Here is a 13097-nt window from a genome sequence, read left to right as displayed (position 1 = left end):
CGCGTGGGGTTCGAATACCCCCCACCTTATTGCCTGCCGCGCAGTGCCCCGGCCATGCCTCTCCCGGCGTCTTTCGGCAAGGACGCGCCGGTCAGCCCGCGTCCGGCGACTCCCGGCCCGGGTCCTGCGACTCCTGCCTCGGCTGGGGCAGCACGGGCTGGAGGACCAGCATCCGCTCGACGATGCGCAGGAACATCGCCACGTCACGGAGCAGGTCGTCGGCGTCGCGGACGGTGGCGGCGCCCTGGATGCCCGCCTCGGCGCGGGCACGGCGGGCGGCGCCGGAGGCGAACAGGGCGCTCCACTCGGTCAGTTCGGGGGCTATCTCGGGCAGGACTTCCCAGGCGCTGCGGATGCGCTGCCTGCGGCGCGGTGTCGTCTCGGGGCGGCCGCGCGCGGCGAGGACGGCGGCCGCGGTGCGCAGGGCGGCGAGGTGGGCGGTGGCATAGCGCTCGTTCGGGGCGTCGAGACGAGTGGCCTCGTCGATTCCGGCACGGGCCTGGGCGAGCAGTTCGAGGGCGGCCGGCGGTGCCGTGGCGCGGCGCAGGACGGGGTGGACATCGCTCGCCGGGCCGGTCAGTGAGGGGGCAGGGCCGACGGCGCGGGGCCGGTGTGCGGCTGCTGCGGAAGTGCTGGCCATGACGAACCTCCTGTCGTCGTGTGACGGCGCAGTGGCCGTATGCGCCCATCGTGGAGTACGCCACTGACAATCGGCCTTGACCAAGCTCTGACCTGGGCTTTTGCCTCGACCGAGGGTTCGGGCTTACTTTTGCACTGACCAGTCAGTTCAAAAGAGGGGTCAGGGGGGACTGTGGACGGTCCGACCGACGGCGTGCGTGGAGCCGCCGTCACCGCCGAGAACTTCGGGCTCAAGGGGCCGCGGGGCTGGGCGTTCCGCGGCATCGGCATCCAGGCCGGGCCCGGGTCGCTGATCGCGCTGGAAGGCCCCTCCGGATCGGGCCGCACCTGCCTGCTGCTCGCGCTCACGGGACGGATGCGCGCCACCGAGGGCCAGGCGTCCGTGGGCCGCTTCGGGCTGCCCAAGCAGCTGGCCTCGGTGCGCCGGATCAGCGGGCTCGGTCCCGTGCCCGGCGTCACCGACCTCGACCCGGCCCTGACCGTCGCCGAGCACCTGCACGAACGGGCGCTCCTGGAGCGGCGGTTCGGCGGGTCGCTGCGCGGGCTCCTGCGGCCGCGCGCCGAGCGGATGAACGAGACGCGGCTGCGCATCGACACCGCGCTGGCCGCCGCCGGGCTCGACATGGAGACGCTGCCCAAGGGACGGCGCACCTCCGTGCGCGACCTGGAGCGCCTTGAGGCCCTGCGGCTCTCCGTGGCCCTCGCCCTGATCGGCCGGCCGCGCGTGCTCGGCGTGGACGACACCGACCTGAAGCTCTCCGACGCCGAACGGGCCGAGGCCTGGGGGCTGTTGAAGTCCCTCGCCGACCGCGGCACGACCGTCGTGGCGGTGTGCAGCGAAGCGCCCGAGGGCGCGGTCGTGGTGCGCACCGGCGCCAAGGACGTCACGGAAGACGAAAAGGGCACCCCCGAAGGCACCGACGACGACAAGGAGACGGCGGATGCGCTCGCCGAAGCTGGCCGCGCTTGAGCTCAGGCGCTTCGGCAGGGGGAAGCTGCCGCGCGCGGCGCTCGTCGCCCTCCTGCTGCTGCCCCTGCTGTACGGCGCGCTGTACCTGTGCTCCTTCTGGGATCCGTACGGCCGCCTGGACCGCATCCCCGTGGCGCTCGTCAACGACGACAAGGGGGCCACCGCCGGGGGCAAGAAGCTCACGGCGGGCGACAACATCGTCGAGAAGCTGCGCGACAGCGAGACCTTCGACTGGCACGAGGTGAGCGAGGCCGAGGCCCGCAAGGGTGTCGAGGACGGGACGTACTACCTGTCGCTGTCGATGCCCTCGGACTTCAGCAAGCGCATCGCGTCGAGTTCGGGTGACTCCCCGGAGACGGGTGCCCTGCAGGTCCGTACGAACGACGCCAACAACTACATCGTCGGGCAGATCTCGCGGACGGTCTTCTCCGAGGTGCGCACCGCCGCGTCCACGAAGGCGTCGCGCTCCTTCCTCGACAAGATCTTCATCTCGTTCTCGGACATCCACGGCGCGACGAAGAAGGCCGCCGACGGAGCCGACAAGCTCGACGACGGCATCGGCAAAGCGAAGAAGGGCTCCAAGGACCTCGCCAACGGCCTGAAGGACGCCAAGGCCGGCAGCGGCGACCTGGCCGGTGGCATCAAGAAGCTCCACAAGGGCGCGGGCGACCTGGAGGACGGCTCGAAGAAGGTCGCGGAGGGCACGCGGAAGCTGGCCGGCAAGGTCAACGGCACGGCGGACCAGGTGCGGCCCTTCTTCAAGGACAACGGCAAGACCATCGGGGACACCGCCCAGCTCGTCGCCGACTCCTCCAAGGCGATGCGCCGCAACCTGGCCGACTGGGTCAGGCTCGCACCCGGGGCCGCCAAGGGTGCCAAGGACGGCCACAAGGTCATCAGCGGGCTGTACACGGAGCAGTGCGAACAGGCCCCGGTGGCCGCCCCCTTCTGCCCGAAGCTCAAGGACGCGAAGGAGGCGTCCGCGAACGTGTCCACCATCGCGGACGACCTGAACACCCTGATCAAGGACCAGGACGGCGACGTCAAGAAGCTCGACAGGAACCTGGCCGCGCTGCAGAAGAAGTCGCAGGCGCTCGCCGACCGCGCCCCGCACCTCGACGAGGATCTGGAGACGGCGGTCACGCAGATCAACGACCTCAACAAGGGCGCGGGCAAGGTCGCGGCGGGCGCCAAGAAGCTGCACACGGGCCTCGGCACCGCCAAGACCGGCGCGACCGACCTGGACACCGGCGTCGGCAAGCTGGAGACGGGCGCGAGCGACCTCAAGGGCGGCATGTTCAAGCTGGCCGACGGCTCCGCGGAGCTGTCCGGCGGGCTGCACGACGGCGTCAAGAAGATCCCCGACTACGACAAGAAGGACCGCGACGAGCGCACCGGAGTCATGGCCGACCCCGTGCAGCTCGCCTCCCAGTCGCTGCACAAGGCGCCCAACTACGGCACCGGCTTCGCGCCGTACTTCATCCCGCTGTCCCTGTGGGTCGGCGCGATGGTGGCGTACATGCTGATCCAGCCGCTCAACCGGCGTGCGCTCGCCGCGGGTGCCTCCGCCTGGCGGATCGCGTTCGCGGGATGGCTCCCGGTGGCCGCTCTCGGCGTGCTCCAGACCGCGGCCCTGCTCTCGGTCCTGCACTGGGGGCTCGGCCTCCAGATGGCGCGGGCCGCGGGGACGGCCGGCTTCCTGTGCCTGGTGACGGCGTGCTTCGCGGCGATCGTGCAGTGGCTCAACGCCCGCTTCGGAGCGGCCGGGCGGATCCTCGTCCTCGCCGTGCTGATGCTGCAGCTGACCTCGGCGGGCGGCACGTACCCCGTACAGACGAGCCCCGGCTTCTTCAACTGGATCCACCCCTTCCTGCCGATGAGTTACGTCGTCGACGCACTCCGGAGGCTCATCACGGGCGGTGGACTCGGCCCCGTCTGGCAGGCGTGCGCGGTCCTCGCGGCCTTCACCCTGGGCGCCCTCGCGCTGACCGCGCTCTCCGCGCGCCGCAAGCAGGTGTGGACCCTGGACCGGCTGCACCCGGAGCTGAGCCTGTGAGCGCCCCGGCGGCCGCGGGTCCTGAAGGCACGGCGAGACCTGTGAGAATCAAGGCCATGGACAGCAGTGCAGGCAGCACCCGGCGCGAGGCCACCCGGCAGAAGCTCTACGAGGCCGCCGTCACCCTCATCGCGGAACAGGGGTTCTCCGCCACGACGGTCGACGAGATCGCCGAACGGGCCGGGGTCGCGAAGGGCACCGTTTACTACAACTTCGCGAGCAAATCGGTCCTCTTCGAAGAGCTGCTGCGGCACGGCGTCGGCCTGCTCACCGCCTCCCTGAAGGAGGCGGCCGAGGCAGTGGGCCGCGGCGGCGGCAGCAAGGTCGACGCCCTGGACGCGATGATCAGGGCGGGCCTCGTCTTCATCCACCGGTACCCGGCTTTCACCCAGCTGTACGTCGCCGAGCTGTGGCGGACCAACCGGGCCTGGCAGTCCACCCTCCTGGTCGTCAGGCAGCAGGCCGTCGCGGTGGTCGAGGACGTCCTGCGGGCGGGCGTCGAGAACGGCGAACTCAGCGAGGAGATCGACATCCCGCTGACGGCCGCCGCGCTCGTCGGGATGGTGCTGGTGGCCGCCCTCGACTGGCAGGCCTTCCAGCCGGAGCGCTCCCTCGACGACGTGCACGCGGCCCTGTCGCGGCTGCTCCAGGGCCGGGTCAGCGGCACGCGCGCGTAGAGACGCACCGGGACGCGAACGCACCGGGACACAACGGCGCCGGTCCGGTACCCCTGTCACCAGGCGGCACCGGACCGGCGCTTTCTTCGTGTCCCCCGTAACCCCCGTTCGACCCCCGAGTGGTCGTCCCCCCGAGTCACCCCCGTTGCCTCACTTCCGCCTCGCGGCGGAAGGAGCGGTCAAGGGCGCTGCACCGTTCCGCCGCCCCGTGTCGGCGGTACCGGTGCCGCGCCCTTCTCCGTGCCCCTCACTCTTCCGTCTCCGCAGGTGGGGCCCCATCCGCGCGCGTACTCATCTCACTCACTAGGTACGGATACTCAGACGTACGCACTCATCCCCAGGCCGCCTCGCCCCCGACTGGTTACGATCGCGTCCGTGTCCGTACTCCCCCTGGTGTTCACCAGCGGCTGGGCGAGCGGGATCAACGCGTACGCCGTTGTCCTGCTGCTCGGCGTCTTCGGTGCGACCGGGATCAGCGACGAGGTCCCGGAGTCCCTCCAGCGGCCCGACGTCCTGATCGCCGCCGGTGTGCTCTTCGCCTGTGAAGCCGTCGCCGACAAGATCCCGTACGTCGACTCGGTCTGGGACACGGTGCACACCGTGATCCGGCCGGTGTCCGGTGCCGTGGTGGGCGCGCTGCTCGCGGGGCAGAGCGGATCCCTCTCGGATCTGGCCGCGGGCGCGGTGGGCGGGTCGACCGCGCTGGCCAGCCATGCGGTGAAGGCCGGGACGCGGATGGCGGTCAACACCTCGCCCGAGCCGTTCAGCAACTTCGTGATGAGCACGGCCGAGGATCTCGGGGTCGGCGGGATCATCACCTTCGCGATGTTCTATCCCGAGGCGGCGGCGATCATCGCGGCCGTGCTCCTGCTGCTCGGCCTGTTCCTGCTGTTCTTCCTGGTCTCGCGGATCCGGCGGTTCCTTCGGCGCAGGGCGCAGCGGCGCGAGGAGAAGCAGCTCGCGGGCCGCACAGGGGCGCCGCCGCCCTGAGATCCGGGGTGGACCGGGGCTCCGTCGTGACTGTCAGTGGCGGCCGATAAAGTCCCTGGCATGGCACGGATTGTGGTGATCGGCGCCGGGATGGGCGCGATGACGGCCGCCGCCCGGCTGGCCGTCGCGGGCCACCGGGTGGTGGTGTACGAACGCGGCGCGACGTACGGCGGCGCGCTGGGCCGCGTCGAGCGGGACGGCTTCTCCTTCGACACCGGCCCGGGGCTGCTCCAGCTCCCCGCGGTCTACCGCGACCTGTTCGTCAAGACGGGCAAGGAGCCCCTGGAGAAGTGCGTCGAGCTCTCCCAGGTGGAGCCCGCCGTGCGCCACGTCTTCTCGGACGGCACCACGGCCGACCTGCCGAACGCCTCGCGTGCGGGTGTGGGCGAGGCCCTGGACGCCGCCCTCGGAGCCGGCGCGGGCGCGCGCTGGTCGGCGTTCATGAACCGCGCCCGGGAGGCCTGGGACCGCACCCGCCGTCCCCTCCTGGAAGAGCCCCTCTGGCCGAACTGGGAGGTGCTCGCCGCCCGCGAGCCCTACCCCTCGGTGCCGCACAAGCGCCTGCTGCGCCGTGAGCGCCGCGCGGCCACTCTCGGTGAGGTCGGCGCACTCGAACTCGGCGGCGACCCGCGCCTGGTCGCGCTCCTGGAGCAGTTCGCGCTCGCGCACGGCCTGGATCCCCGCGCAACCCCGGCGAGCGCGGCCGTCCTGCCGTACATGGAGCAGACCTTCGGCGTCTGGGCGGTGCGCGGCGGCATGCGCGCGCTGGCCCGAGCGGTGTACGAGCGGTGCCTGGCCCGGCGGGTGGAGTTCGTCTTCGACGCCGCGGTGACCCGGATCGTCGAGAAGGACGGCCGGGCCGCGGGCGTGGAGCTCGCGGACGGCACCACGGCGGAGGCGGACTTCGTGGTCGCCGGTGTCCCGCCCACCGCCCTGGACAGGATGCTCCCCGGGGTGGACATACGGGCGAAGGGTGACGTCCCCGCGCGCTCCGGGATGCCCAGTCGGCTGACGGTGTTGCTCGCCCTGTCCGGCGCGCGCCCCGGCGGCGCCCCGCACCGGACCGTGGTGCACGCCGCTGACCGCGCGGAGGAACTGGACTGCCTGTTCGGCGGTGACTTCGCCATGACGGCACACCCCACCATCACGGTGACGCGGCCGGACGACCCCGCATCAGTGCCGGACGACGCACATGAGGCGGTGACTCTGACAGCTACGATCCCCGCGTACCACGACGCCCCTGACCGGGCCTCACGGGATGCCTTCGCCGTACAGGCCGAGGCCATGATCAAGCACGCCGAAGCCGCGATCCCCGACCTCCGAAGCCGCCTCCTGTGGCACGAGGTCCGCACCCCGGCCGACATCGCCGAGGCCACCGGTGCCGACGGCGGAGCGGTCCCCGCGCCGGCGCTCGCCGCGGCCGACGGCAGGCTGCTGCACCCGTCCAACGACACCCGGCTGCCGGGGCTTTTCGCGGTCGGCGGCTGGGCGCACCCCGGAGGCGGCCTCCCCCACGCGGGCATGTCGGGCACGCTGGTGGCGGGCCTGATCGTCGAGGGGCCGGAGTTCCGCGGCTCCCAGTGACCGGAGCGCCGGTAGCGGCGCTCCGGTAGCAGTACCGGTATCAGTACCGGTACTGCTGCTATCAGTACCGGTACTGCTGCTCGTTGTGCCCCGAGCCGTCGTACCCCCCGGCGTTCCCGCCCTGGTACGGATACGGCTGCTCCGGCGGCAGTTCACCGCTGTACGGCTCGTCGGTGGTGCGCTGCTGCGGCACCCAGACGCCGCCGGGCGGCGTCTCGTTGTACGTCTCGCCGAGCCCGCCGTAGGTGTCGCCGCCGTACGGGGCGTAGCTCTGCTGGTCGCCGTAGCTGTCGTAGCTCTGCCGGGCGCCGTAGGTCTGGGTGCCGATGTACGGGTCGGAGTAGGCGGCGTACTGCTGCTGCCCGGTCTCGTCGTAACCGTAGTTCTGCTGGTCGTAATCGGTGTAGGCCGCGGCGTCGTAGCCGTACCCGTCGCTCTGGTAGGCGTCGTTCCGGTAGGCGTCGCCCGCGGTCGGCGGGGCGTACGCCGAGTCGTTGTAGACGCCGTACTGCCCAGTGTCGTCGGGCATCGGCTCGGGTTCGTAGATCCCGGGGTCGTGGGCGGGCGGCGGCGGGACCTGCCCGTACTCCAGATCGGAGACCTGCTCGTACTCCAGGTCGGAGACCTGCAGCGTCGGTTCCTGCGTGGCGGCGTCCCGCCGCGACGCCCTGCGGCGCTTGCTCAACCCCGGCTGCCCGCCGAGCGCCCAGCCGGTGGAGAAGCCCCGGCGGAACGACAGCGTCACGTACGTCTGGCCGACGGCGAAGGCGACGGCGCCCGCCCCGATGACCCACACCGAGGGGATCAGCACCCCGAGGACGACGCCCAGGAAGCCCGCGAAGGCCAGCAGGCGCCAGCGCAGCCGGGCCTTGTACTGCAGCAGGACCTCGCCGAGCAGCCACAACGCGACGAAGCCAAACGCGACATAGAGGACCGTCCAGCCCATGTACGCCCCTCTCCCCTACGGCTGCCGCCCGTGGGGGTAGCGCCGTTCAGGCCTGCTGGTGCAGGCCGAGATTCTCGTAGATTTCCAGCGTCGCCGTGGAGTTGTTGAGCGTGATGAAGTGCAGCCCCGGCACACCTTCGGCCAGCAGCCGCGCGCAGAACTCCGTCGCGAACTCGATGCCAATGGAGCGTACAGCGGCGGGATCGTCTTTGACCGAGAGGATCCGCTCTTTCAGCGCGGCCGGGAACACGGCGTTGCTGAGCTGGGGCAGCCGGTCGAGCTGACGGACGTTGGTGACCGGCATCATCTCGGGGATGATCGGCGTCTCGCAGCCCGCCGCCTCGACGCGGTCGCGCAGCCGCAGGTACTCCTCGGGGTCGAAGAACATCTGCGTGATCGCGTAGTCCGCGCCGGCCCTGCACTTGTCGATGAAGTGCCGGGTGTCGGAGTCCCAGTCGGGCGACCGGGGGTGCATCGCGGGGAAGGCGGCGACGCCCACGCAGAAGTCGCCGGACTCCTTGATGAGCTCCACCAGTTCGGCGGCGTAGGTGAGGCCCTCGGGGTGCGCGATCCAGTCGCCGAGCGGGTCGCCGGGCGGGTCGCCGCGGACCGCGAGCATGTTCCTGATGCCCGCGTCGGCGTACTGCCCGATGATGTTGCGCAGTTCGGCCACCGAGTGGTCGACCGCGGTCAGGTGCGCGACGGGCGTGAGCGTCGTGTCGGCGACGATCTGCTGGGTCTCCTTGACCGTGCCGGTGCGGGTCGAACCGCCCGCTCCGTAGGTCACGGAGACGAAGTCCGGGGCCACCGCCTCGACCCGGCGCAGCGCGTTCCACAGATTCCGCTCGCCCTTCGGAGTCTTCGGCGCGGAGAACTCGAACGAGTACGTCGTCTTGCCGGTCGCGAGCATGTCGCGCACGGTGCGTGCGCGGTCAGTCCTGGTGGAAGCTGTACCTAGGGCCATACCCGCAGGTTAGCCAGGCTGCGGCGGTCGCCCAACCAGGCCTGGGAGATTTGGCCGGTTTGCCGGTTTGTTGTCCACGTATCGGACACTCCCGGGCTGTTGCTCAGACACGCGTACGCATACTCGCGCTCCGCGGGGCGCTCAGACCGTGCGGAGCCGCTTCGCGAACTCCGCAGCCGCGGCACCCGGGTCGTCGGCCTCCGTGATCGCCCGTACGACGACGACCCGGCGGGCGCCCGCTTCGAGCACCTCGTCGAGGTTGCCCGCGTCGATGCCGCCGATGGCGAACCAGGGGCGGTCCGTGCCGAGCGAGGCGGTGTAGCGGACCAGGTCGAGGCCGGGGGCGTGGCGGCCCGGCTTGGTGGGCGTGGGCCAGCAAGGCCCGGTGCAGAAGTAGTCCACGCCGTCCTGGACGGCGGCCGCGGCGGCCTCGGACTCGGCGTGCGTGGAGCGGCCGATGAGCACGTCCTCGCCGAGGACGGCGCGGGCCGCGGGGACGGGCAGGTCGCCCTGGCCGAGGTGGAGCACGTCGGCCCCGATGGCGTGCGCGACGTCCGCGCGGTCGTTCACCGCGAGGAGCTTGCCGTGCCGCCGTGCGGCGTCGGCGAAGACCTGGAGGTGCTCGAGCTCCTCGCCGGCCTCCATGCCCTTGTCCCGCAGCTGCACGATGTCGACACCGCCCGCGAGGACGGCGTCGAGGAACTCCGGAAGGTCTCCCTGCCGCTTGCGGGCGTCCACGCACAGATAGAGCCGGGCGTCGGCGAGCTGAGCGCGGTGGTCGGCAGCCATGGAGAAGTCCCCCCGTTGTCGGTGGCGCGGGGACCGCGTGGTGTCACGCGGTCCCCGCGCCGGACGATTGTGTTCAGGTCAGACGGCCAAGCGCCTGCTCAGACGGCGAGCGCCTGGGCGCGGCGCTTCACCTCCGTGCCGCGATTCTCGCTCAGTGCCTGCGCGGGGGTGCCGGGCAGGGTCGGGTCGGGGGTGAAGAGCCACTCGAGCATCTCTTCGTCGGAGAAACCGTCGTCCTTCAGGAGCGTCAGGGTGCCTGCGAGGCCCTTGACGACCTTGTCGCCGTCGATGAAGGCGGCCGGCACCTGAAGCGCGCGGTTCTCACCACGGCGCACGGCGATCAGCTGGCCCTCCTTAACCAGCTGGCGCACGCGCGTCACCTCGACATCGAGCATTTCCGCGATGTCGGGGAGGTGGAGCCAGGCAGGGACGAGAGCATCGGTCTTTGCGTCAATCTCGGTCACGTGGTCCAGCGTATCGCCGCTCGGGCGCACGGGCCGGGGCGCGGGCACTCACCCCTGCCGCGCCCGCGCTGCGCCTTCGCGCTCCTCTTACGCGTACTCCGCCTTCTTCAGCGGGATCGAGGGGTCCGCGACCTTGGCCGCGTCCAGGCGGGTGCCCGCCTCGATGAGCTTGCGGCCCTGGGCCAGGTCCCTGGGGCGGCCCACCGCGAGGACCGCCACCAGGGCGCCCTCCCGCAGCCAGCACACCGACCAGGCCATGCCCGCCGGGTCGCCGCGCCAGACCAGCTCGTCGGCCGCCGCGTGATGTCCCGCGTACTGCACGAAGCGGCCGAACTGCTCCGACCAGAAGTAGGGCACGGGGTCGTACGGCGCCGGGGTCTCGCCGATGATGTTCGCCGCCACCGTGCGCGGGCCCTGGACCGCGTTGTCCCAGTGGTGCACGAGCAGGCGCTCGCCGTACCTTCCCGAAGGGAAGGAGGAGCAGTCGCCGACCGCGTACACGTCCGGCGCCGACGTGCGCAGACGGTCGTCGGTCACGACCTCCTTGTGGGTGCCGAGCTCGATGTCGGAACCGGCCAGCCAGTCCGTGGCGGGCCGCGCCCCGATGCCGACGACGACGGCGCCCGCGGGCAGCCGGGTCCCGTCGGACAGGACCACCGTGCCCGGCTCGACGCGCTCCACGCGCGCGTGGGTGCGCAGGACGGCTCCGGAGTCCGCGTACCAACTCGCCATGGGGGCCGCGACCTCGGCGGGCAGAGCCCCGGCGAGCGGTCGTTCGGCGGCCTCGACCACGGTGACGGAACAGCCCGCCTCGCGCGCGGCGGTGGCGAACTCCGCGCCGATCCAGCCCGCCCCGACGACCACGACGTCGCGCTGCTCCGCGAGGACGGGACGCAGCCGCTCGGCGTCGTCCAGGGTGCGCAGGAGGTGGACCCCGGGGACTCCTTCGGTACCGGGCAGCCTGATCGGTTCGGCGCCGGTCGCGAGGACCAGGACGTCGTACGCGACCGGGCCCGCGCCGGTGTCCAGTTCGTGGTCGGCCGGGCGCACCCCGGTGACCTCGCGCCCCAGGCTCAGCTCGATGCCGAGCGCCTCGAAGTCGATGTCGAAGGCGGAACCCTCCGCCTTGCCGAGCAGCACCGCCTTGGACAGCGGCGGCCTGTCGTACGGCTGGTGGGGCTCCGCCCCGATGAGGGTGACCGCGCCGGTGAATCCCTGCTCGCGCAGGGCCACGGCGGTCTGCACGCCGGCCATCCCCGCGCCGACGATGACGACGTGCCGCTCCGGCTGCTTGTACCGGCCGTTCGGCCGCTGTTCGCTCTGCCTCTGCTGCTCGCTCACCCGATCACTTTAGGGCGGCGGGCACCGACGCCTTCAGGGGCCGACGAGGAGATCTCTGACACATGGTCACCGTCCGTGCCGGGACGGCTCCCCTACTGCCGCGCGGGGCGACGGGCTAGGGTGGCCGGTGCAGAGCACTCGCGGGAGCCCGGACGCACCGGGCTGAGAGGGAGGCTGGGACGGCCTCCGACCGTACGAACCTGATCCGGGTCATGCCGGCGAAGGGAGGGGCTGGACGCCCATGCATCCACGTACGACAACACCATCCGCCACCTCTGACGTCCTGGTCGTCGGAGGCGGCGTCATCGGCCTGGTCACGGCCTGGCGTGCCGCGCAGCGCGGGCTCTCCGTGGCGGTCGTGGACCCCGCACCGGGCGGCGGCGCGGCGCAGGTCGCCGCGGGCATGCTGGCCGCCGTCACCGAACTGCACTACGGCGAGCAGACACTGCTCGGCATCAACCTCGAATCCGCCCGCCGTTATCCCGCCTTCGCCGCCGAGCTGGCCGAGGCGAGCGGGCGCGACCTCGGCTACCGCGCGTGCGGCACGCTCGCGGTGGCGCTCGACGCGGACGACCGCGCCCACCTGCGCGAGCTGCACGCCCTGCAGCGCCGCTCGGGGCTCGAGTCCGAGTGGCTGAGCGGGCGCGAGTGCCGGCGCCTTGAGCCGATGCTCGCGCCGGGGGTGCGCGGCGGGCTCCGGGTCGACGGCGACCACCAGATCGACCCGCGCAGGCTCGCGGCGGCGCTCCTGGTCGCCTGCGAGCGGGCGGGCGTGGTCTTCCACCGCGCCTGGGCCGAGCGGCTCTCGGTCGTACGCGAGCGGGCGCGCGGCATCGTTCTCGCGGACGGCACCGGGCTGGACGCGGGGCAGACCGTGCTCGCGGCGGGCAGTCTCAGCGGGCGCCTCGCGGGCGTCCCCGACGACGTCCTGCCGCCCGTGCGCCCCGTGAAGGGACAGGTGCTGCGCCTGACGGTGCCGAAGCCGTACGCGCCGTTCCTGAGCCGCACCGTGCGCGCGGTCGTGCGCGGCAGCCACGTCTACCTGGTGCCGCGCGAGAACGGCGAGCTCGTCGTCGGCGCGACCAGCGAGGAGCTCGGCTGGGACACCACGGTCACCGCGGGCGGCGTGTACGAACTCCTGCGGGACGCCCATGAACTCGTGCCCGGCATCACGGAACTGCCGCTCACCGAGACCCGCGCCGGTCTGCGCCCCGGCTCCCCCGACAACGCGCCGCTGCTCGGCCCGACCCGGCTCGACGGGCTCCAGCTGGCCACCGGGCACTACCGCAACGGCGTCCTCCTGACGCCCCTCACCGGCGACGTCATGGCGCACGCGCTGACCACGGGCGAACTGCCGGACGAGGCGCTTGCGTTCACCCCGCGCCGCTTCGCCGACGCCTCTCTCGTATCCCCCACGCAGTCCCTCACGGAGCAGCCCGTATGAGCACTATGAGCACGTCCTCCGCCGCTTCCGTCAACGTCTCCGTCAATGGGGAGGCACGCGACGTGGCCTTCGGCACCACGCTCGAAGCCCTCGTGGCCACCCTCACCGCGGCCCACTCCGGTGTCGCCGCCGCCCTCAACGAAACCGTCGTCCCGCGCGCGCAGTGGCCCACCACGACGCTCGCCGCTGGCGACCGCGTCGAAGTACTCACCGCCGTCCAGGGAGGCTGAACC

At 72.1% G+C, this 13097-nt stretch carries 13 protein-coding genes and 1 riboswitch; of the genes, 7 read left to right on the top strand and 6 right to left on the bottom strand.

Annotated features, from left to right (window positions below; translation table 11 throughout):
• Positions 1-91: 91 nt before the first annotated feature.
• The gene (locus AB0B50_RS38210; RefSeq protein ID WP_362340613.1) at positions 92-640 is read right to left on the bottom strand and encodes an SAV_6107 family HEPN domain-containing protein; all 549 of its coding nucleotides are present in this window, start codon (positions 638-640) and stop codon (positions 92-94) included.
• 171 nt (positions 641-811) lie between these two features.
• Between AB0B50_RS38210 and AB0B50_RS38205 the strand changes: the two genes are divergently transcribed.
• From AB0B50_RS38205 to AB0B50_RS38185, 5 genes are all read left to right on the top strand, one after another.
• A complete protein-coding gene (locus AB0B50_RS38205; RefSeq protein WP_362340611.1) occupies positions 812-1609 on the top strand; it encodes an ATP-binding cassette domain-containing protein in 798 nt (265 codons plus the stop codon).
• Positions 1581-3665, top strand: a complete 2085-nt coding sequence (locus AB0B50_RS38200) for a YhgE/Pip domain-containing protein (RefSeq protein WP_362340609.1) — start codon at positions 1581-1583, stop codon at positions 3663-3665. The genes AB0B50_RS38205 and AB0B50_RS38200 overlap by 29 nt, the downstream gene beginning before the upstream one ends.
• Before the next feature lie 56 nt (positions 3666-3721).
• Positions 3722-4342: a TetR/AcrR family transcriptional regulator gene (locus AB0B50_RS38195; protein ID WP_362340608.1), complete on the top strand. Its 621-nt coding sequence runs from the start codon at positions 3722-3724 to the stop codon at positions 4340-4342.
• Between the two features lie 375 nt (positions 4343-4717).
• A complete protein-coding gene (locus AB0B50_RS38190) occupies positions 4718-5332 on the top strand; it encodes a DUF4126 domain-containing protein (protein WP_362340606.1) in 615 nt (204 codons plus the stop codon).
• A gap of 60 nt (positions 5333-5392) precedes the next feature.
• Positions 5393-6916, top strand: coding sequence for an NAD(P)/FAD-dependent oxidoreductase (locus tag AB0B50_RS38185; protein ID WP_362340604.1), 1524 nt, complete (start codon positions 5393-5395; stop codon positions 6914-6916).
• A gap of 61 nt (positions 6917-6977) precedes the next feature.
• On the opposite strand, the gene AB0B50_RS38180 is transcribed toward AB0B50_RS38185, so the two are convergent.
• The 5 genes from AB0B50_RS38180 to AB0B50_RS38160 form a co-directional block, all read right to left on the bottom strand.
• Entirely contained in the window at positions 6978-7862 is an 885-nt protein-coding gene (locus AB0B50_RS38180; protein ID WP_362340602.1) for a hypothetical protein, read from the bottom strand.
• Positions 7863-7908: 46 nt separating this feature from the next.
• Positions 7909-8826, bottom strand: coding sequence for a methylenetetrahydrofolate reductase [NAD(P)H] (metF, locus tag AB0B50_RS38175; protein ID WP_362340600.1), 918 nt, complete (start codon positions 8824-8826; stop codon positions 7909-7911).
• Positions 8827-8967: 141 nt separating this feature from the next.
• Entirely contained in the window at positions 8968-9615 is a 648-nt protein-coding gene (gene thiE / locus AB0B50_RS38170; RefSeq protein WP_362340598.1) for a thiamine phosphate synthase, read from the bottom strand.
• 98 nt (positions 9616-9713) lie between these two features.
• Positions 9714-10079 (bottom strand): Rv2175c family DNA-binding protein, encoded by a 366-nt coding sequence (locus AB0B50_RS38165; protein ID WP_362340596.1) that lies wholly within the window; start codon positions 10077-10079, stop codon positions 9714-9716.
• 87 nt (positions 10080-10166) lie between these two features.
• Entirely contained in the window at positions 10167-11333 is a 1167-nt protein-coding gene (locus tag AB0B50_RS38160; protein WP_362340693.1) for an FAD-dependent oxidoreductase, read from the bottom strand.
• Positions 11334-11550: 217 nt separating this feature from the next.
• Positions 11551-11664, top strand: a riboswitch (TPP riboswitch).
• Between AB0B50_RS38160 and thiO the strand changes: the two genes are divergently transcribed.
• Together thiO and thiS are read left to right on the top strand one after the other, a co-directional pair.
• On the top strand, positions 11662-12864 hold the full coding sequence (gene thiO, locus AB0B50_RS38155) for a glycine oxidase ThiO (protein WP_362340594.1): 1203 nt from the start codon (positions 11662-11664) through the stop codon (positions 12862-12864). It overlaps the preceding riboswitch by 3 nt.
• 5 nt (positions 12865-12869) lie before the next feature.
• Positions 12870-13094, top strand: a complete 225-nt coding sequence (gene thiS / locus AB0B50_RS38150) for a sulfur carrier protein ThiS (protein WP_362340691.1) — start codon at positions 12870-12872, stop codon at positions 13092-13094.
• Positions 13095-13097 lie beyond the last annotated feature (3 nt).

Source organism: Streptomyces sp. NPDC041068, from assembly GCF_040647455.1.
GTDB lineage: Bacteria > Actinomycetota > Actinomycetes > Streptomycetales > Streptomycetaceae > Streptomyces.
The sequence above is the reverse complement of the archived record's forward strand: the minus strand, read 5'-3'. Positions and strand labels throughout refer to the sequence as shown.

Coding starts and splice junctions, on each gene's coding strand:
- AB0B50_RS38210 (WP_362340613.1), bottom strand. CDS start 640: ATGGCCAGCACTTCCGCAGCAGCCGCACACCGGCCCCGCGCCGTCGGC.
- AB0B50_RS38200 (WP_362340609.1), top strand. CDS start 1,581: ATGCGCTCGCCGAAGCTGGCCGCGCTTGAGCTCAGGCGCTTCGGCAGG.
- AB0B50_RS38195 (WP_362340608.1), top strand. CDS start 3,722: ATGGACAGCAGTGCAGGCAGCACCCGGCGCGAGGCCACCCGGCAGAAG.
- AB0B50_RS38185 (WP_362340604.1), top strand. CDS start 5,393: ATGGCACGGATTGTGGTGATCGGCGCCGGGATGGGCGCGATGACGGCC.
- AB0B50_RS38180 (WP_362340602.1), bottom strand. CDS start 7,862: ATGGGCTGGACGGTCCTCTATGTCGCGTTTGGCTTCGTCGCGTTGTGG.
- metF (WP_362340600.1), bottom strand. CDS start 8,826: ATGGCCCTAGGTACAGCTTCCACCAGGACTGACCGCGCACGCACCGTG.
- thiE (WP_362340598.1), bottom strand. CDS start 9,615: ATGGCTGCCGACCACCGCGCTCAGCTCGCCGACGCCCGGCTCTATCTG.
- AB0B50_RS38160 (WP_362340693.1), bottom strand. CDS start 11,333: ATGGCCGGCGTGCAGACCGCCGTGGCCCTGCGCGAGCAGGGATTCACC.
- thiO (WP_362340594.1), top strand. CDS start 11,662: ATGCATCCACGTACGACAACACCATCCGCCACCTCTGACGTCCTGGTC.
- thiS (WP_362340691.1), top strand. CDS start 12,870: ATGAGCACGTCCTCCGCCGCTTCCGTCAACGTCTCCGTCAATGGGGAG.